20 protein-coding genes and 3 pseudogenes are annotated in these 18,739 nt (G+C 56.3%); 20 read left to right on the top strand and 3 right to left on the bottom strand.

The genetic code is table 11. The features are described 5' to 3' along the window. Window positions 1–53: 53 nt before the first annotated feature. The 15 genes and pseudogenes from MUN84_RS14930 to MUN84_RS14870 all read left to right on the top strand — a co-directional run bounded on the left by MUN84_RS14930 (window position 54) and on the right by MUN84_RS14870 (window position 11,118). On the top strand, window positions 54–446 hold the full coding sequence (locus tag MUN84_RS14930) for an NADH-quinone oxidoreductase subunit A (RefSeq protein WP_244694798.1): 393 nt from the start codon (window positions 54–56) through the stop codon (window positions 444–446). A 69-nt stretch (window positions 447–515) separates the two neighbouring features. Then, window positions 516–1,070: an NADH-quinone oxidoreductase subunit B gene (locus MUN84_RS14925; protein ID WP_308428074.1), complete on the top strand. Its 555-nt coding sequence runs from the start codon at window positions 516–518 to the stop codon at window positions 1,068–1,070. Between the two features lie 93 nt (window positions 1,071–1,163). Next, window positions 1,164–1,469 (top strand): hypothetical protein, encoded by a 306-nt coding sequence (locus tag MUN84_RS24635; protein WP_410780053.1) that lies wholly within the window; start codon window positions 1,164–1,166, stop codon window positions 1,467–1,469. After that, window positions 1,445–1,726: an NADH-quinone oxidoreductase subunit C gene (locus MUN84_RS24630; RefSeq protein ID WP_410780052.1), complete on the top strand. Its 282-nt coding sequence runs from the start codon at window positions 1,445–1,447 to the stop codon at window positions 1,724–1,726. The genes MUN84_RS24635 and MUN84_RS24630 overlap by 25 nt, the downstream gene beginning before the upstream one ends. 18 nt (window positions 1,727–1,744) lie before the next feature. Continuing rightward, window positions 1,745–3,013: an NADH-quinone oxidoreductase subunit D gene (locus MUN84_RS14915; RefSeq protein ID WP_244694796.1), complete on the top strand. Its 1,269-nt coding sequence runs from the start codon at window positions 1,745–1,747 to the stop codon at window positions 3,011–3,013. Window positions 3,014–3,035: 22 nt separating this feature from the next. After that, a complete protein-coding gene (gene nuoE, locus MUN84_RS14910) occupies window positions 3,036–3,605 on the top strand; it encodes a complex I 24 kDa subunit family protein (protein WP_244694795.1) in 570 nt (189 codons plus the stop codon). A gap of 118 nt (window positions 3,606–3,723) precedes the next feature. After that, a pseudogene (nuoF, locus tag MUN84_RS14905) lies at window positions 3,724–5,063 on the top strand (NADH-quinone oxidoreductase subunit NuoF). Window positions 5,064–5,201: 138 nt separating this feature from the next. Continuing rightward, on the top strand, window positions 5,202–6,203 hold the full coding sequence (locus MUN84_RS14900; protein ID WP_244694794.1) for a 2Fe-2S iron-sulfur cluster-binding protein: 1,002 nt from the start codon (window positions 5,202–5,204) through the stop codon (window positions 6,201–6,203). 99 nt (window positions 6,204–6,302) lie between these two features. Next, window positions 6,303–7,384: pseudogene (gene nuoH / locus MUN84_RS14895) on the top strand (NADH-quinone oxidoreductase subunit NuoH). A gap of 59 nt (window positions 7,385–7,443) precedes the next feature. Further along, window positions 7,444–8,019: a NuoI/complex I 23 kDa subunit family protein gene (locus tag MUN84_RS14890; protein WP_244694793.1), complete on the top strand. Its 576-nt coding sequence runs from the start codon at window positions 7,444–7,446 to the stop codon at window positions 8,017–8,019. Between the two features lie 70 nt (window positions 8,020–8,089). Continuing rightward, on the top strand, window positions 8,090–8,602 hold the full coding sequence (locus tag MUN84_RS14885) for an NADH-quinone oxidoreductase subunit J (RefSeq protein ID WP_244694792.1): 513 nt from the start codon (window positions 8,090–8,092) through the stop codon (window positions 8,600–8,602). Window positions 8,603–8,673: 71 nt separating this feature from the next. Continuing rightward, on the top strand, window positions 8,674–9,201 hold the full coding sequence (locus MUN84_RS14880) for an STM3941 family protein (protein ID WP_244694791.1): 528 nt from the start codon (window positions 8,674–8,676) through the stop codon (window positions 9,199–9,201). Window positions 9,202–9,365: 164 nt separating this feature from the next. Then, the gene (locus MUN84_RS23095; protein ID WP_262920540.1) at window positions 9,366–9,779 is read left to right on the top strand and encodes a serine hydrolase domain-containing protein; all 414 of its coding nucleotides are present in this window, start codon (window positions 9,366–9,368) and stop codon (window positions 9,777–9,779) included. Next, the gene (locus tag MUN84_RS14875; protein WP_262920539.1) at window positions 9,764–10,735 is read left to right on the top strand and encodes a serine hydrolase domain-containing protein; all 972 of its coding nucleotides are present in this window, start codon (window positions 9,764–9,766) and stop codon (window positions 10,733–10,735) included. The genes MUN84_RS23095 and MUN84_RS14875 overlap by 16 nt, the downstream gene beginning before the upstream one ends. 32 nt (window positions 10,736–10,767) lie before the next feature. Next, a complete protein-coding gene (locus MUN84_RS14870; protein ID WP_244694790.1) occupies window positions 10,768–11,118 on the top strand; it encodes a hypothetical protein in 351 nt (116 codons plus the stop codon). A gap of 58 nt (window positions 11,119–11,176) precedes the next feature. Here MUN84_RS14870 and MUN84_RS14865 read toward each other — a convergent pair whose 3' ends face one another. From MUN84_RS14865 to MUN84_RS14855, 3 genes are all read right to left on the bottom strand, one after another. After that, window positions 11,177–11,554 carry a DUF1682 domain-containing protein gene (locus tag MUN84_RS14865; RefSeq protein WP_244694789.1) on the bottom strand — a complete coding sequence of 126 codons (378 nt, stop codon included), beginning with the start codon at window positions 11,552–11,554 and terminating at the stop codon, window positions 11,177–11,179. Window positions 11,555–11,617: 63 nt separating this feature from the next. Beyond that, on the bottom strand, window positions 11,618–12,223 hold the full coding sequence (locus tag MUN84_RS14860; RefSeq protein WP_244694788.1) for an RNA polymerase sigma factor: 606 nt from the start codon (window positions 12,221–12,223) through the stop codon (window positions 11,618–11,620). Between the two features lie 152 nt (window positions 12,224–12,375). Further along, window positions 12,376–12,849 (bottom strand): MaoC family dehydratase, encoded by a 474-nt coding sequence (locus tag MUN84_RS14855; RefSeq protein ID WP_244694787.1) that lies wholly within the window; start codon window positions 12,847–12,849, stop codon window positions 12,376–12,378. A gap of 272 nt (window positions 12,850–13,121) precedes the next feature. Here MUN84_RS14855 and nuoK point away from each other — a divergent pair, with 272 nt between their 5' ends. From nuoK to MUN84_RS14835, 5 genes and pseudogenes are all read left to right on the top strand, one after another. After that, a complete protein-coding gene (nuoK, locus tag MUN84_RS14850) occupies window positions 13,122–13,454 on the top strand; it encodes an NADH-quinone oxidoreductase subunit NuoK (RefSeq protein WP_045687923.1) in 333 nt (110 codons plus the stop codon). 107 nt (window positions 13,455–13,561) lie between these two features. Next, window positions 13,562–15,517 (top strand): NADH-quinone oxidoreductase subunit L, encoded by a 1,956-nt coding sequence (gene nuoL / locus MUN84_RS14845; RefSeq protein ID WP_244694786.1) that lies wholly within the window; start codon window positions 13,562–13,564, stop codon window positions 15,515–15,517. 4 nt (window positions 15,518–15,521) lie between these two features. After that, window positions 15,522–15,791 (top strand): superinfection immunity protein, encoded by a 270-nt coding sequence (locus MUN84_RS24625; RefSeq protein ID WP_375374025.1) that lies wholly within the window; start codon window positions 15,522–15,524, stop codon window positions 15,789–15,791. After that, a pseudogene (locus tag MUN84_RS14840) lies at window positions 15,791–17,259 on the top strand (complex I subunit 4 family protein). The gene MUN84_RS24625 and the pseudogene MUN84_RS14840 overlap by 1 nt, the downstream one beginning before the upstream one ends. Before the next feature lie 51 nt (window positions 17,260–17,310). After that, a complete protein-coding gene (locus MUN84_RS14835; RefSeq protein WP_244694785.1) occupies window positions 17,311–18,717 on the top strand; it encodes an NADH-quinone oxidoreductase subunit N in 1,407 nt (468 codons plus the stop codon). Window positions 18,718–18,739: the final 22 nt, after the last annotated feature.

Genomic DNA, 18,739 nt, shown 5'->3' with positions numbered 1-18,739 from the left:
CGCTACCTTTGCCTCCCATGCCGTTTCTGAGCGGCTTTACTTTGTCGATGCCTATGCTTCTCGCTGTTCCGACCCAATATCAACCCGCTGACTTTCTGCCAATTATTGTGCAGTTTGTTTTAGCCATAGCCTTCGTAGCTTTTTCCATGGTAGCCTCCCACTTGCTGGGGCCGCGCCGCAAGAGCGTAGTAAAGGACGAGGCCTTCGAGTGCGGCATCGAATCGGTGGGCAACGCCCGCACCCCGATTTCGGTGAAGTACTTTCTGACGGCCATCCTGTTTGTGCTCTTTGATGTGGAGGTAATCTTCATGTACCCTTGGGCCGTGAACTTCCGCGCTCTGGGCAAGGACGGCTTCATTCAGATGATTGTCTTTCTGGCCCTGTTGATGGCAGGCTTTGCCTACGTCATCAAAAAAGGCGTTTTGCGCTGGAATGAAGCCCGTTAGGGCAACCTTTAGCCCCTGGCTAGTGTTGCCTACCTGAAGCCTTCTGCTTCCCCAAACTGACTGATCCTCATGGAAAATAGAGCTCCTGAAATCAAAATGGTAGACGCGCCTGATGGCCTGGAAGGCGCGGGTTTTTTTGCTACCTCCCTGGAGAAAGTGGTGGGCATGGCCCGCGCTAACTCGCTTTGGCCCCTGCCCTTTGCTACCTCTTGCTGCGGCATTGAGTTCATGGCAACCATGGGTGCCCGCTACGATATTTCGCGCTTCGGCTCTGAGCGGCCTTCTTTCTCGCCCCGGCAGGCTGACCTGCTGATGGTGATGGGCACTATTGCCAAAAAGATGGCGCCCATTGTAAAGCAGGTATATGAGCAAATGGCTGAGCCCCGTTGGGTGCTGGCCATGGGTGCCTGTGCCTCGTCGGGTGGTATTTTCGATACCTACTCCGTGCTTCAGGGCATCGACCGGATCATCCCGGTCGATGTGTACGTGCCCGGTTGCCCGCCTCGCCCGGAACAGGTACTGGACGGCCTAATGCGCATTCAGGACCTGGCTCGCAACGAATCTACCCGCCGCCGCAATTCGCCTGAGTATCAGGCCCTGCTGGCATCGTACAACATTAAGTAAGCTGTTGGCTGTTGGCTATTGGCTGTTAGCTTCTCTTCTGGAGGCACAGCCAATAAGCCAATAGCTAGCAGCCAACAGCTAATAGCTTACAAAATGGCTGATCAAAACGAATCCCCGGAGGCACAGGAAATGGCCGCAGCTCAAGACCCGGCAGCGCAGAAAAATGCTCAGCTCCTGAGCTTACTGCACCGCTTGTTTGGGGCCGAAACCTTCACCGACGTAGAAGAGCCCTACGGCCTGCTGACGGCTACCACCACGCGGGAGCGGATTCATGACATCATTGCTGGCTTGCAGCAGGATCAGGAGTTACAGCTTAACTTCCTGACTACTATGTGCGGCATGCACTTCCCGAGCGGGAGGGCCAGGAGTTGGGCATGGTGTACCACTTGCACAGCCTGACTCAGAACATACGGTTACGGCTGAAGATCTTCTTCCCTATTGCCGACCCGGTAGTACCTACCCTAACTGACCTGTACGCCACCGCCAACTGGATGGAGCGCGAGGCCTATGATTTTTACGGCATCATCTTCCCCGGCCACCCCAACCTTATTCGCATCCTAAATGTGGAGGACATGGACTACCACCCCATGCGCCGCGAATACGCCTTGGAAGATGGTACTCGGGAGGATAAAACTGACCTTTTCTTCGGCCGCTAGGCCCCTGATACCTTTATCATGGCAGTAAACGACACGCTGGAAGGCACCCGCAAAATTGTGGAAGAAGCCGAGGTGCAGAGACCTAATCTGCACCCGCTGGCGCCTTCCGTCAACGACTTTAACCAGGAACTCACCACCCTGAACCTGGGCCCGACCCACCCCGCTACCCACGGCATCTTCCAGAACATTCTGCAGATGGACGGGGAGCGGATCGTGTCGGGTGTTCCGACCATTGGCTACATTCACCGCGCCTTCGAGAAGATTGCCGAACGCCGGCCTTTCTACCAGATTACGCCCCTGACGGACCGCATGAACTACTGTTCGTCGCCCATCAACAACATGGGTTGGCACATGACGGTAGAAAAGCTGCTGGGTGTAGAAGTGCCCAAACGCGCCCAGTATATCCGGGTTATTCTGATGGAGCTGGCCCGCATCACCGACCACCTGATCTGCAACGGCATTCTGGGGGTAGATACCGGCGCTTTCACTGGCTTCCTCTACCTGATGGACGAGCGGGAGAAGGTGTACGAAATCTATGAGGAAGTAAGCGGCGCCCGCCTGACCACCAACATGGGCCGGGTAGGCGGCATGGAGCGCGACTTCAACGACGTGGCTATTACCAAGCTGCGGGCCTGGCTGAAAACCTTCCCGGCCGTGATGGCTGAGTTCGAGAAGATGTTCAACCGCAACCGCATTTTCATGGACCGCGTGGTTGATGTAGGTGCCATTTCGGCCGAGCGGGCACTGAACTACGGTTTCACTGGCCCCAACCTGCGCGCCGCTGGCGTCGATTACGACGTGCGGGTGATGAACCCTTACTCCAGCTACCAAGATTTCGAGTTCGACATTCCGGTAGGCACCAAGGGCGACACCTACGACCGGTTCATGGTGCGTAATGAGGAAATCTGGCAGAGCTTGCGCATTATTAAGCAGGCCCTGGAAAACCTGCCCGAAGGCCCCTACCACGCCGATGCGCCGCATTACTACCTGCCGCCCAAGCAGGCCGTGTACAAGAACATGGAAGCCCTCATCTATCACTTCAAAATTGTGATGGGCGAGATTGAGGCGCCGGTTGGCGAGGTGTATCACTCGGTAGAAGGCGGCAACGGGGAGCTAGGGTTCTACCTGGTTTCCGACGGAGGTCGCACGCCCTACCGCTTGCACTTCCGCCGCCCTTGCTTTATTTACTACCAGGCTTACACCGAAATGGTAGTGGGCCAAACCCTCTCCGACGCCATCGTGACCCTATCGTCGATGAACGTTATTGCCGGCGAGCTGGACGCGTAGTTTTTTGCTGAATTTGCCCCTTATGGAGACGACTGCCGTCAAGCCACAATTTTCCGAAGCCGCTCAGGCTGAAATCAAGCGTCTGCTTACCCACTACCCCGACGACCGCCGAAAGTCGGCTTTGTTGCCCGTGTTGCACATTGCGCAGGCTGAGTTTGGCGGTTGGGTAAGCCCCGAGGTTCAGAACCTAGTAGCGGAAGTGTTGGACATCAAGCCAATTGAGGTGTACGAGGTTTCCTCCTTTTACACCATGTTCAACCTCAAGCCGGTCGGCAAGCACGTGCTAGAAATCTGCCGGACGGGTCCTTGCATGCTGCGCGGTTCCGACGAGCTGACGGCCCACCTGGAGCGCATTACGGGGGCCAAAGTGGGCGGTTCGGCTTCGGCCGATGGCTTGTTTACCTTGAAGGAGGTAGAATGCCTGGCAGCCTGCGGCTTCGCTCCTATTGTGCAGGTGCGCGAGAAGTACTACGAGCAGCTGGATACGCCGGACGCCGTGGATGCTATGCTCTCGGAACTGCGCAACCAAGTACACCGCCCAGCCTTGCCTTGGGAAGAAACCGGCCTGCCGAACGCGCTGGCCAATAATTAGGCTGTTAGCTATTAGCTAATAGCCCTTCTGCCCCGAGTAATTTTGTTGGTCGGATTCATTCTGACAGCCTACTTACCTAGCTAACAGCCATCAGCTAACAGCTACTAGCTCCAAAGACATGGGACGCAAACTGCTGACCGAACATATTAACGTTGAAGGCATTGATACCTTCGAGGTGTACCGCAAACACGGCGGCTACCGCTCGGTGGAGAAGGCCATCAAAACGATGACCCCCGACGAGGTGGTGGAAGAAGTGAAGAAGTCGGGCCTGCGGGGCCGCGGCGGCGCAGGCTTCCCCACTGGCATGAAGTGGAGTTTCCTGGCCAAGCCTGAAGGCGTGCCGCGCTACCTCGTCTGCAACGCCGATGAGTCGGAGCCAGGCACCTTCAAGGACCGGCAGTTAATGTCGAAGCTACCCCACTTGCTCATCGAGGGCATGATTACGAGTTCGTACGCGCTGGGCGCCAACACCTCGTACATCTACATCCGCGGCGAGTTATTGTACGTGCTGCGCATCTTGGAAAAAGCCATTGCCGAAGCCTACGCCAACGGTTTCCTGGGCAAGAACATTTTAGGTTCGGGCTATGACCTAGACCTGCATGTGCACCCCGGTGGGGCGCCTACATCTGCGGCGAGGAAACGGCCTTGCTGGAGTCCTTGGAGGGTAAGCGTGGCAACCCGCGCAATAAGCCACCGTTCCCGGCCGTGCAAGGTTTGTACGCCCGCCCGACAGTAGTAAACAACGTGGAATCCATTGCCGCCGTGCCCGTCATCGTGAATGAGGGCGGCGACGAATACGCTAAAATTGGCGTGGGCCGGAGCACTGGCACCAAGCTGATTTCGGCCTGTGGCCACCTCAACAAGCCCGGTATCTACGAAATTGAGTTGGGCCTACCCGTCGAGGAATTCATCTACTCCGACGAGTACTGCGGCGGCATCTGGAAAGGTCGGGAATTGAAGGCAGTAGTAGCCGGTGGTTCTTCCGTGCCGATTCTGCCCAAAGAACTCATTCTGAAAACGGCAGCTGGTGAAAACCGCCTGATGACCTACGAGTCGCTTTCCGACGGTGGTTTCGTGACGGGTACCATGCTGGGCTCCGGTGGCTTCATCGCCATGGACGAAACGACCTGCATTGTACGCAACACCTGGAATTTCTCTCGCTTCTACCACCACGAGTCGTGCGGGCAATGCTCGCCCTGCCGCGAGGGTACGGGCTGGATGGAAAAGGTGCTGCACCGCCTAGAGCACGGCCACGGCCACATGGAAGACATTGACCTGCTGGTAAGCGTAGCCAAGCAAATCGAGGGCAACACCATTTGTCCGCTTGGTGAAGCCGCCGCTTGGCCAGTTGCCGCTGCCGTGCGTCACTTCCGCCACGAGTTTGAGTGGCATGTGACGCACGCCAAGGAAGCAGCCCAACCGGGTGCCGTGTACCGGGCTAACGCCGTGCTGGTGTAATTTTTTAGTAGTAGAACGTCATGCTGAGTGCAGCGAAGCATCTTGCGTGGCAGCGTTGTAATAGTAACTCTAACGTCAGCACGCGAGATGCTTCGCTGCACTCAGCATGACCGACGACTTTAACAGTCTTCAACCTAAATGGCTAAAATAACTTTCGACGGCGTTGAGGTAGAAGTTCCGGACGGAACCACTATCCTGAATGCAGCCCGCCAAATTGGGGGTAGCATTGTGCCCCCGGCCATGTGCTACTATACCCCGCTGAAAGGCTCGGGCGGCAAATGTCGCGCCTGCCTCGTACGGGTAGCGGCCGGCTCGGCTAAAGACCCGCGCCCCATGCCCAAGCTAGTGGCTTCTTGCGTAACACCGGTACAAGACGGCATGGTAGTGGAGAACACTACCTCCGAGCAGGTGCTGAACGTGCGCAAGGGCATTGTGGAGATGCTGCTCATCAACCACCCCCTGGACTGCCCCGTGTGCGACCAGGCCGGGGAGTGTGACCTGCAGAACTTTGCTTTTGAGCACGGCGTGAGCACCACCCGCTACCAGGAAGAGCGTCGTACCTTCGAGAAAATCGACATTGGGCCGCTGATTCAGCTGCACATGACGCGCTGCATCCTGTGCTACCGTTGCGTGTACACAGCCAATCAGATTACTGATAACCGCGTGCACGGTGTACTGGGCCGCGGCGACGCGGCCGAAATTGGCACCTACATCGAGAACATCATTGATAATGATTTCTCCGGCAACGTCATTGACGTATGCCCGGTAGGAGCCCTGACTGACAAGACGTTCCGCTTTAAATCACGCGTGTGGTTCACCAAACCCGTGAATGCTCACCGCGATTGTCCCAAGTGCTCTGGCAACGTAGTGCTCTGGTACAAAGGCAAGGACGTGCTACGCACCACGGCCCGTAAGGACCAATACGGCGAAGTAAAGGAGTGGATTTGCAACGAGTGCCGCTTCGAAAAGAAGGAAACCTCCGACTGGACGATTGAGGGCCCCGCCCATATCGACCGTTCTTCGGTGATTTCGGCTAACCACTACGAGCTACCCGTGCTGAACCAGTCCGTTATTGCTGACCTGCCCGAAAGCACCCAGCGCGAGCTGGCCCAGAACCCGCCGCTTAAATTAGGCTCATAAGTAAGCTGTTAGCTAATGGCTGCTAGCTGTTAGCGTCTCTTCATTCCATTCCGAACAAAAGCTATTAGCTACCCGCTAGTAGCTAACAGCTAAAAAAGAATGATTGAACTACCCGCATTAGGCTGGCAATCCATTGTCATCTTCGTTGTTTTCGCGCTTTCGCTGCTGATTGCAACCTACTGCACCTACGCTGAGCGCGTTATTGCAGCCTTTCTCCAGGACCGCGTTGGGCCGGACCGCGCCGGTCCTTACGGCCTAGCCCAGCCCCTGGCTGATGCCGTGAAGATGTTCACGAAGGAAGAATTCTTCCCAGGCGGTGCTAATAAGGCCTTGTTCATTTTCGGTCCCTGCTTGGCCATGATTACAGCCCTGATGTCATCGGCGGTAATTCCGTTCGGCAACAACATGAGCTTCGGCAACAATGCTTTTTTTCTGCAAGGCATTGAGGTTAACATTGGGATGTTGTGGGTGTTCGGCGTCGTTTCGCTGGGTGTTTACGGTGTCATGATTGGGGCTGGGCCTCCAACAACAAGTTCTCTTTGTTAGGAGCTGTTCGGGCTGCTTCCCAGAACATTAGCTACGAACTGGCCATGGGCATGGCTCTGATTGCCGTGCTGATGATTTCGGGCACGTTGAGCCTGCGCGACATTACCCTGCAGCAGTCGGTGGCGGGTGAATGGCACTTCTGGAATATCGTGAAACAACCCTTGGGTTTCATCATTTTCTTGGTGTGTGCCTTTGCTGAAACCAACCGTACGCCCTTCGACTTGCCAGAATGCGAAACCGAGCTGGTAGGTGGGTACCACACGGAGTACTCCTCCATGAAGCTGGGTCTTTACCTCTTCTCGGAGTACGTGAACATCTTCGTAGTATCCGCCGTGATGAGCGTGCTTTACTTCGGCGGCTTCAACTTTCCGTTTCAGTATGAGCTGCGCGACTGGTTGGTAAGTAACCACGGCTGGGAGCTGGCTTCGGCTCAGAACCTGATTACCATACTTGGCACGGTTGGCCTGTTCCTGAAGATTTTTGCCTTCATCTTCTTCTTCATGTGGATTCGCTGGACCCTACCGCGCTTCCGCTACGACCAGTTGATGCGCCTGGGCTGGACCATCCTGATTCCGTTGGCAGTTATCAACATCCTTATCACCGGCGGGCTCATCCTGTTTGGAGTGATTAATTAACTTTCCTTGCTACCGCGTCATTCGTACCGCTACGGTAGAATGACACTTGGTCTGACCATATGCAACTCACGAATAGAGCTAAGAAACTAGAAAAGAAGCCCATGACCCTGGCCGAGCGGGCCTACCTGCCGGCTATTTTCCAGGGTCTGAGCATCACGATGCGTCACTTCTTCATGAAGAAGGCGACGGTTCGTTACCCAGAAGAAGTTCGTCCCTTCGCTCCCATTTTCCGGGGCTTACACGTGCTTAAGCGCGACGAGCAGGGCCGGGAGCGGTGCACCGCCTGCGGCTTGTGCGCCGTAGCCTGCCCCGCTGAAGCTATTACCATGGTAGCCGGCGAACGGAAAAAGGGCGAGGAAGGCCTGTACCGAGAAGAGAAGTACGCCATCAGCTACGAGGTGAACATGCTGCGCTGTATTTTCTGCGGCCTATGCGAGGAAGCCTGCCCCAAAGCAGCAGTCTACCTGCAAGCTGATAAAATCGCGCCGCCTCGTTACGAGCGGGACGAGTTTATCTACGGCAAGGACCGCCTCGTGGAGCCCGTGTCGCCGGATGAGCGCTCAGTGCGTGGCATTCAGCTGACGCCGGAGCAAGCCGATGCGCTTCGCAATAAGCTAGCCCAGCAGCCGGCGTAACCTACTTATTCATGGGAAGGAGCAGGCGGGAAGCCTCGCCAGTTCCTTCTGCATGACAAACTCCTTGTCTATGTCTCCTCTTTTCCTCTTCCTGGCTTTTGTGGCGCTACTTAGCGCATTGGGTGTGGTTTTCGCCAAAAACCCAGTGCACAGCGTGCTCTTCCTAATTCTGACGTTCTTCGCTTTGTCGGGTCACTACCTGCTGCTGAACGCACAGTTTTTGGCGGCGGTAAACATTATTGTGTACGCCGGCGCCATCATGGTTCTGTTCCTGTTCGTGATTATGTTCCTGAACCTGAACGTGGACACGGAGCCGCATAAGCCTGCCCTGGCCAAGATTGCCGCCGCAGTGGCTGGGGGGTCCTTGCTGCTGATTTTGGTGGTGGCCTTGAAGGATGTGTTGCCTACCGGTGCCCCCATCGACGTTACCTTCGACTCACAGATTGGGATGGTGAATCGCCTGGGCCTGGTATTGTACAGGGAGTATTTGCTGCCCTTTGAACTGGCCTCGGTGCTGTTCTTGGTTGCCATGGTAGGAGCCGTTATGCTCGGCAAGCGTGAGGTAGGCGAGCGAAACTTCTAGCATGACCCTGCCGAACCGGCAGAACAGAAAGCGGCTACTGAACTATCAGTAGCCGCTTTTTTTATGTTTGCATGATGGAAGTAAAGCTGTACAAGTCTCGGTGGCGCGCCATAAAGCTGCTGATTGGTTGCTCAGGTTTCGTTGCGGTAGGCTGCGGACTGTTGATTAAGGGCACTACTCCGCAGTGGGGAGCGTGGGCGTGCATCCTGTTTTTTGGGCTGGGCTATCCAGTGGGCATCTACCATTTGCTGGACCGCCGGCCCCAGATCATCCTGAACGAAGCCGGTATTTTCGACCGGATGGCGCATAAGGTATTCATCAACTGGCATATTATTGAGGATGCCTACCTGGCTGAAGTACACGGGCAGAAGTTTATCTGCTTGGTTGTGCGGCCCGAACTGGAGCCGTCGCGCGGAAAAGGAAAGCTGGCCCAAAAGCTAGCCCCAATTTCCAAGCACTTAGGTTTTCAGGAACTCAATATTTCCTTAGGCCAAATCAACGTCGATGAGGTGAGGCTGCTTGAGTTTATCCTGCTCATGTCGAAAGCTAGCACTGATGTGCGCGTACCTTTGCTTGAGGACTTTTACAAGAGAACTTGATTTGCAATATCAGTGATTAGCTTGTCAACTTCTTTTAAAAATTAAACTTTATCCCGCAATCTACTTACCAAATTCTCCATATTATCTAATAAAATTGTAAGTCTGCTAGAAGACTGCAGCAGCTGTATTTAGCTGTTATAGAGACTATTTATCAGGTTGGATTTGTGAAGAAGTTGCTGGCCCTACTGCTGGGCTTGCTGGTCTACCCGGCCTGGGCGCAAACGGGTGCATCGGCGCCCGAAACGGCACCGTGTGATGCCGTTATTCAAAAGTTCATGACTCGCTGGAAGCTCCCCGGTGCTTCCGTGGCCATCAGCCGGCAGGGCCAGCTGGTGTACGCCCGCGGCTTTGGCTACGCCGACCTGGCCAAAAGTCAGCCCTCGACGCCCGCCACCCTGTTTCGGGTGGCCAGCGTGTCAAAGCCCGTAACCTCTGTAGCCATTATGAAGTTGCTAGAAGAGGGCCACCTTGATCTTCAGCACAGAGCTTTTGGCCCCAGGGCTACCTCGATAACCCCTATTACACCAGCGTCATCACCGACCCGCGCATCTATACTATTACAGTGCGCCAGCTACTAGAACACACCGCGGGCTGGAACCGCGACGCAGGCGTGGATGGCTTTAGCAGCTCCGACCCCATAGACTTTCCGGTCCATGTGGCGCAGGTAATGAACGTGCCCAATCCAATTGGCGACTCCACGTTAGTGCGCTACCTACTGAGCCAAGGGTTAAATTTCACGCCCGGCAGCCGGTTCGCTTACTCCAACATCGGTTACCTGATTCTGGGCAAAATTATCGAGAAAGTGACTGGGCAGCGCTACGAAACGTGGGTCCGCACCCACGTTCTGGCTCCTAGTGGTATTCGGGAGGCCCACCTGGCCCGCAACCTGCGGCCGGATAAGCAGGAAAACGAGGCGGAATATTTCTGTCCGCTCATGGGTGAATCGTGCTATGGCACGGGTAAGCAAGTGCCTTTTGCCTACGGCGGGGCTAATCTGGAAGCCATGAATGCCCACGGGGGCTGGCTTTTCACGGCACGGGATTTGGTGCGCCTCCTGCTCTCGGTGGATGGCTCCCCTACCCGCCCCGACATCCTGCAGGCATCCACTCTGGACACTATGACGGCCCCTTCCCAGGCAACCCGGCGCTACGGCAAGGGCTGGATGCTCAGCAAGCGCGGGGTGTGGTGGCATACCGGTTGCCTCAACGGCTCGACCAGCCTGGTAGCCCGCACACCCGATGGCTACACCTGGGCCCTGCTATTCAACGCCTGCCCCAACACCAACCGCTTCTGGAATGACGTGGAGGAATTGGGCTGGGACTGCGTGAATAGTACCAACGCGTGGCCATCCGTTGATCTGTTTCCGCCCGAACAACACGCCACTCGGTTCCGGGTGAAGCGGACCACTGCTAACTCAGCTACTCTGGCCTGGAGGAATGGCAACGGCACGCACCGGCTGGTAGTAGTGCGCGAAGGCGCCCCGGTCAATGCTTTTCCGCTGGATGGCCGTACCTACGCCGGGGGCGCATACTAGGTAACGGGGCCACCCTGGGCCACGGTAACTACGTGGTAGCCGCCGGCCCCGACAGCACTGTGCAGGTAAACGGCCTGCTGCCCGGGCGCACGTATTACGCCCGCGTAATGGAGTATCGGCTGGGTGAGCAGACGGGCATGCAGCCGGTGTACGCCTTCGACGGGAACCCGAGCATTCACTTCCAGCTTCCTGAGTCGGCTCCGCTGGCTAAAGCAAAGGCCCGGGGTACTTCCTACAAGAACACCTTGGCAAGTAAAGTGCGAGCCAAAAGTTCTCGGGTGGCCTCGCCCGCCCTACCCTCCCGGCCTAAGGCGCAACCTACCTCGGAGCAGACCTCTTACCTGGGGCGCCTACGCAGCTTGCTCAGCTGGCGCAAGGAATAAGAAGTTACGTGTATTTCAATAAAAAAGGCCCTGGGTGAATAACCCAGGGCCTTGTCGTTTAGAGTGGGGAAGTGGACGGCTCCTCTGCGGGGGAGCGACGCATCCAGGCCGGGCCACAGCTGGCACGCATCTTCTGCCGGAACTTCTCCTGCTCTTCCGGGGTCAGGCCCGCCATCCGAGACTCCATCTTTTGCTTCCACAGGCGCCGCCGCTGGGCCCAAGCTTGGCCCCGGCCCCCGCGGCCCCACCCGCCAAACAGGATGCGGGAAAGCAGCAGTAGCCCTAGGGTTTGCCAGAACGTGATGGTGGGTCCGTGGAACAAGGCTGGCACCAGCCAATTCCACAGGTACATAGTTAGGTAGCCGGCTACGGCCACGAACAAGGTGCCAAAAAGTATGAATTTGAGGCCGCCAAGCAGCCAAAAGGAGCGGTTCATGTTATGTAAGTCAAAAGCAGAGAAGAAAGGAAAGACAACGCCTTGCCGTACTTTTCAGATGAGTTAGTCAGTAAACAACTCGGTGTATAGCGTTTGCAGGCGCTTGCGCAGGTGCTGCACGGCGTAATGCTTGCGCGAAATCAGGGTTTTTAGCGGAACGCCGGTTTCCTCTTCCATTTCGCGAAAGGTTTTGTCTTCCAACTCGTGCCAGATGAATACCTGCCGCTGGGCTGCTGGTAGCTCCGCCAGCGCGTCGGAAAGGGCCTCCATGAGCGTCTCGCGCAATAAGCGGTTTTCCGGCGCATCGTCGGGCGCGGGCAGGATGTCGGCCAGCAGTAGCGTATTTTCCTCCCCGTCGGCCGCATATAGGGCCATTTCATCTTCCAACGAAACCGGCTTTTTGCGGCGGTACAGGTCCGTAATTTTGTTGCGGGCTACGCGAAACAGCCAGGCGGCCGCCTGCTCCACCGGTTTCAGCATCCGGTAGCTCTCCACCAGTTCCGCAAATACGTCCTGGAGCACGTCTTCAGCCTCGGTTTCATCGGGGATGCGGCGGCGAATAAAGGCCAGCAGGCGTGTGCGCTGGGTGCGTACAGCTTCCTGAATTTGCAGGTCCTGGTGGCCAGCCGTCATCAGTGAGGCGTCGAGTGGGTAGGCAATAGTTTCCATTCTACTCCGGCAGACGCGGGAGCCTTCTGAATACTTTATCCTAGGTAGTAATTATTTAAGGATGCCCTCAGCCCGCACGAATTCAAAAAACGCCCTGGCAGCCGAAGGCTCTCGTTAAGCTGGAATTGCTAAGAGGGAAATACTAGCGCCCTTTACTGCGCCGGATTATCGAAATGATACAGGAAGGTGATAATGCCTGTATACGCGGGTTTACGGCTGCCTTCAATATTCAGTGCTACCTCGATGCGGGCCTTAGCAATGCCGCGCAAATCTTTCACCGACAGTAGCTTAGCCCGCAGCTGCACCTGGCTATCCACCGTTACAGCTTGGTTGAAGCGTAGGCTCTCGATTTCGTAGTTGACCTGCATCTTCAGGTTCTCAATGGCTACAATCTGGTTCCAGAGGTAGGGCAGCAAAGCTACCGTGAGGTAGCCGTGGGCAATGGTAGCCCCGAAAGGCGACTCCGTTTTAGCGCGCTCAGCATCCAAATGAATCCACTGAAAATCGAGCGTGGCGGCCGCAAACTGGTTGATTTGCTCCTGCGTGATGCGGTGGTAGGGCGAGATTCCCAGCTCTTGTCCTTCGTACTGCAACAACTCGGTCAGGCTGCCAATGGTAATGCTCATGCGGGTAGAAAATTGGGGTGAGGATACGAAGGTAGGAAACGGGCGCCAGCGGCCCGGCCTGCAAAGATGGGGTTCAGGCGGGAAATGAAAACTACCGTTACTAGCTGCCCAGCCCCATCCGGCGCCCCGCCGGCAGCGAATCTTCGCCTCGCGCCAGCCCAGAAAGGGTCAGATTTTGCCGTGGCGTTTTCCAATTTTCAGGATACCTTTGCCGGCTAGTTGTCCTGAACTCCTCTATAGTTCGGGCGTCCTTTCGCCGTCAGCCTTCCCGCATGGACCAGAACATACCGCAGGTCATCCAAACGGTACCCCTTCAGTACTACGTTTTCTTTGCCACCGCCTTGTTTTCCATTGGGGTGCTCGGAGTACTAACCCGCCGAAATGCCATTATCATCTTTATGTGCGTGGAGCTGATGCTCAATGCCGTGAATGTGCTGCTGACGGCTTTTTCAGCCTACCGGGCCGACGCGAACGGGCAGATTTTTGTGTTTTTCATCATGGCTGTGGCCGCCGCGGAAGTAGCCGTGGGCCTGGCCATTATTGTGATGATTTACCGCAACCTGCAAAACACCGACGTTAATCTGCTTAACCGACTGAAGTTCTAGGTTTGAGCCTCAAGAGCTTAAGGCCTTGGATGCCCGGCTTTTCTGTTGAACGGAAGTAGCCAATGCAAGCCAAGCCGTTGAGCCCTAGGCCCCAAGACCCCATTCATATGCAAGAACAAGTATTACCCGCTGCCAGCGCCCCGTACGCCACTTTTCTGTACGTGCTGATTCCGCTGCTGCCGTTTCTGGGTTTTCTCATCAACGGGCTGCTAAACCGGCGGCTTTCTGGCACAGTAGCCGGCCTGATTAGCTCGGCGGCTGTACTCGGCTCCTTTGCTATTTCCGTGTTCCTGTTCCTGAATTTTCAGTACCAGTACACCGTCACGCTCTTCGACTGGATTTCGGTAGGCTCCCTGCAGATTCCGTTTTCCTACCAGATTGATCAGCTCAGCCTGATTATGCTGCTGCTGGTAACGGGCGTAGGATTCCTAATTCACGTCTACAGCATCGGTTACATGCACCACGACGAGAACGTGGGCAAGTTCTTTAGCTTCCTGAATCTGTTCGTGTTCAGCATGTTGGTGCTGGTGCTGGGGGCTAACTTCGTGATTCTGTTTATCGGCTGGGAAGGCGTGGGGCTCTGCTCCTACCTGCTGATCGGCTTCTGGAACAAGAACCACAACTACAACAACGCCGCCAAGAAAGCCTTCATTATCAACCGCATCGGTGACTTGGGCTTTCTGTTGGGCATTTTCCTGATCTACCTCACCTTCAACTCAGTGCAGTTTGGGGAGGTATTTCAGAAGGCGCATTTGGGCCAGTTTGGTCCCTACACCGTGAGCATCGTCACGGTGATTACCCTGCTGCTTTTCGTGGGCGCCACTGGTAAATCGGCCCAGCTGCCGCTCTATACCTGGCTGCCCGACGCCATGGCAGGCCCTACCCCCGTATCGGCCCTGATTCACGCCGCTACCATGGTTACGGCGGGCATTTACATGATTCTGCGCGCCAACGTGCTGTTCACGCTGGCCCCCGATACACTCGAAATCATTGCCATTATTGGGGCCGCCACGGCCCTGTTCGCCGCTACCATCGGGCTGGCCCAGAACGATATCAAGAAAGTACTGGCCTATTCCACCGTTTCGCAGCTGGGCTATATGTTCTTGGCTCTGGGCGTTATGGGCTACAGCACTTCCCTGTTCCACGTCCTGACGCACGCCTTCTTCAAGGCCCTGATGTTCCTGGGCGCGGGCTCCGTGATTCACGCCATGAGCAACGAGCAGGACATGCGCCGCATGGGCGGTTTGCGTAAGGCGCTGCCCATTACGTTTATCACCTTCCTGATTGGCTGCCTAGCCATTGCCGGCATCCCACCCTTCTCGGGCTTCTTCTCCAAAGATGAAATTCTGCTGCACGCCTACCAGCACAGCAAGGCCCTGTACGCGGTAGGCCTATTTACGGCTTTCCTGACGGCTTTCTACATGTTCCGGTTGCTGTTCCTGACTTTCTTCGGTGAGTTCCGCGGCACGGAGGAGCAGAAGCACCACCTGCACGAGTCGCCGGCTTCTATGACGCTACCGCTCATCGTGCTGGCTATTCTGGCTGCTGTGGGTGGTTTTATGAATGCGCCACTGCTGCTGGGCGAAGGCAACGGCTACCTCGCTAATTACCTCGCACCTCTCTTTACTTACTCTAAACAGCTAAACCCCGAAGCATTCGGAGTTGAAGTCGACCACGCCACCGAGTACATGCTCATCGGCCTTTCGGTGGGAGCCGGCGTACTGGGTATCATCTTCGCCTACGTGCAGTACGTAAGCCGTGGCGTGCGCCCCGCCGAAGATGAGGCCCACCGTTCGGCCCCGGAAAATGTGGTTTACCACAAGTACTACATCGACGAGCTGTACAATACCTTGTTCGTGCGCCCCATCATGGGCCTCTCGCGCGGGCTCTACCGCTACGTGGAAAATGGCATCATTGACCCGGTAGTGAACGGCTTCGGCCGCCTGACCATGGGCGGTGGGCAACTACTGCGCTACGTGCAAACTGGTTCCGTGGAAACCTACCTCATCTTGATGGTAGTAGGCATTGTGCTGGTGCTGGCCTTGAACTACGTGAAGTTTTAGGTACATGCAGGGCGCATTACTCCTAGCAGATATACTCGAACCAGGCTTTTCCTCCACCGGAGCCTTGTTCATGCTGACGTGCTACTTAATGCCCGCCCTTTTCGGTCGTGACCAGCAGAACGGTCGGACCATATTCTTCCTGAATCTGCTTTTGGGCTGGACCATCATCGGGTGGTTCTACGCTCTTCATCTTGCGCTCAAACTGTCGCCTGCTGATCGGGAAGCTGCCGCTTCACACGGCTTTTGGCGTCAAAAGAACAACCTGATTAGCTAATGCTGACTGTCCTTCTCCTACTCTGGCCCGTGGCGGCCGCTCTGTTGCTGCACTTCTTCAAAGGGCGCACGGCCCGGGTCGCGGCCTTTGGCGCGGCGCTGGTTGAATTTGTGTTGGCGGCCTACGCGGCCTTCATCTTCAACGCCAACAACTCCGGTCAGTTCTCGCTGAACCTACCTTGGATTGCCTCCGCGGGCATCAACTTCCACGTGGGCATGGATGGTCTGAGTTTGCTGCTGGTGCTACTGACGGCTTTCCTGGTGCCAATTATTCTGCTGGCCGCTTTCCGCCGCAACTTCGAGAACGAGTCGGTGTTCTACGCCCTGGTCTTGTTTATGGAAACCGGCCTGATTGGCGTCTTTACCGCTCAGGATGCGTTTCTGTTCTACTTCTTCTGGGAGGTAGCCCTCATTCCGATTTACTTCCTGGCCGGTGTATGGGGCGGCGCGAATCGGGCCAAGGTCACGTTTAAGTTTTTCTTGTATACCATCGTCGGTTCCTTGTTCATGCTGGCCGGCTTCGTGTACCTCTACTTCCAGACTGGCCCCGCCGCCAATGGCCTAGCGGCACATAATTCCGACCTAGCTTCCTTCTACAACCTGAACCTGCCCGCTGAAACCCAGGCCTGGCTGTTCTGGCTGATTTTTGCGGCCTTCGCCGTGAAGATGCCCATCTTCCCCTTCCACACCTGGCAACCCGACACCTACACCGAAGCCCCGCACCGGCTACCATGCTCCTGTCGGGCATTATGCTGAAGATGGGTATTTACGGTTGCATGCGCTGGCTGCTGCCCGTGGTACCCCTGGGCGTCGATCGGTGGCAGAATCTGGTGCTCATCCTGGCCGTTATCGGTATTATTTACGGAGCCATCATTGCCATCCGTCAGCAGGACGTGAAGCGCCTGATTGCGTACTCCTCCCTCTCGCACGTAGGGCTGATGATTGCCGGCGTGTTTTCGCTGACGCAAATGGGCTTGCAGGGCGCTAGCATTCAGATGCTGGCCCACGGCGTAAACGTAGTAGGTATGTTCTTCATTGCCGATGCCATTGAGCGCCGCACCGGCACTCGCAGCATTGCCGACCTGGGTGGCCTAACCCGCCAGGCGCCGGTGCTTACGGTGTGCTTCCTGGTGTTGCTGCTCGGTACCGTGGCCCTGCCTCTGACCAATGGATTCGTCGGTGAATTTCTGCTGCTGGCCGGCGTGTACCAGTACAATGCCTGGATGGGCGCCGTGGCCGGCGTGACCATCATTCTGGGCGCGGTGTACTTGCTACGCATGTTCCAGCGCGTGATGCTGGGCCCGGATTCCTCTTTCACCGCTACCTTCACTGACCTGACCGGCGCGGAACTAGCCTTGCTGGTGCCACTTATCGTGCTGGTATTCTGGATTGGCTTGTTCCCGAACACCTTCCTGCACCTGTCGGAAGGCAGCGTACTGAGCATTCTGAACGAGGTAGTAAAACGCTAAACTGACGGTAGTCCGCGGCGGCTTCCGCCGTGGCAACTCCCTCCTACGCTAATGTATTCAATCATTCTACTTTCCGTTCTGGGCCTAGGCAACCTGTTTCTCGGGTTTCGCCGCTCCAACCGGTTGCTGCTACCTGCGGCCATGCTCATGCTGGCCGTGGTATTCGGGGTAAATTTCCTGGACTGGGGCACTACAGAGTCGTTTTTTAACGACATGCTGGTTGTCGACAACTTCTCGGTAGCCTTCACCGGAATTGTAGTCCTAACGGCCCTGCTGCTGCTACCCTTCTCTCAGAAGTACGTGCACGACGGCGAAGCTAACCTTGCGGAGTACTACTCCCTGCTGCTTTTCTCGCTAGTGGGCGCCATCATGATGGTGTCATATAACCATCTGCTAATGCTGTTCCTAGGGATTGAAACCCTGAGTATTGCTATGTACGTGTTGGCGGGTTCCGATAAGCGCAACCTGCGTTCCAACGAAGCGGCCCTAAAGTACTTCCTGATGGGAGCCTTCGCCACCGGCATTCTACTCTTTGGCATGGCCCTGGTGTACGGTGCCACTGGTACTTTCGTGCTGCGCGACATCAGCTTTGCGGTACAGAACCCCGTCAATGCCTCGCTCACGCCTATGCTCTACATCGGCATGCTGCTCATGCTGATTGGCATCGGCTTCAAAGTATCGGCCGCGCCCTTCCACTTCTGGACCCCCGATGTGTACGAGGGCACGCCTACCTTTTTCGCGGCTTTCATGAGCACGGTGGTGAAGACGGCGGGCTTTGCGGCCTTCCTGAAGCTACTGGTGCAGGCCTTCCCGGCCGCTACGGCCCAAGGTCTGTGGCTGCCTACCCTCACGGCCATGTGCGTACTCACCTTGCTAATTGGCAACGTGGGAGCCGTAGCCCAAACCAGCATCAAGCGGATGCTGGCCTACTCTAGCGTATCGCACGCTGGCTACCTGCTGATTGGCCTGGTGGCTTTCAACGGACAATTGGAAGGAGCTTCCGCTAACGGCGTTTTCTTCTACTCCCTAGCTTACTCCGTAGCTACTGTGGCCGCTTTCGGGGTACTCAAGTTGGTGGCTGATGTGCGTATGCGCGAGGACTATAACGGCCTGAATGGCCTGGCCAAAACCAACCCGCTGCTGGCCTTTGTATTGACGGTGGCCATGCTGTCGTTGGCTGGAATTCCGCTTACGGGTGGCTTCTTCGGTAAATTCTTCGTGTTCTCGGCCGCCGTAGAGAATGGCTACATTGGCCTCGTGGTGTTCGCCGTGGTGATGTCAATGGTTAGCATCTACTACTACCTGCGGCCCATTATTGCCATGTACATGAACGACCCTGATGCTACCACCGCCGAGCCAGTGCCGGTTAGCGCATTCCAGTCGGCGGCCCTGCTGCTGCTGGCCTTGCTAACGGTAGTACTCGGCGTACTGCCGGGCCTGGTGAGTGGCATCTTATAAGCGCCGTAGCGTAACAATCGAC

It is taken from the genome of Hymenobacter sp. 5516J-16 (assembly GCF_022919335.1).
Classification (GTDB): Bacteria; Bacteroidota; Bacteroidia; order Cytophagales; family Hymenobacteraceae; genus Hymenobacter; species Hymenobacter sublimis.
Note: the sequence above shows the minus strand (reverse complement) of the source record. Positions and strands in the feature narration are given on the sequence as shown.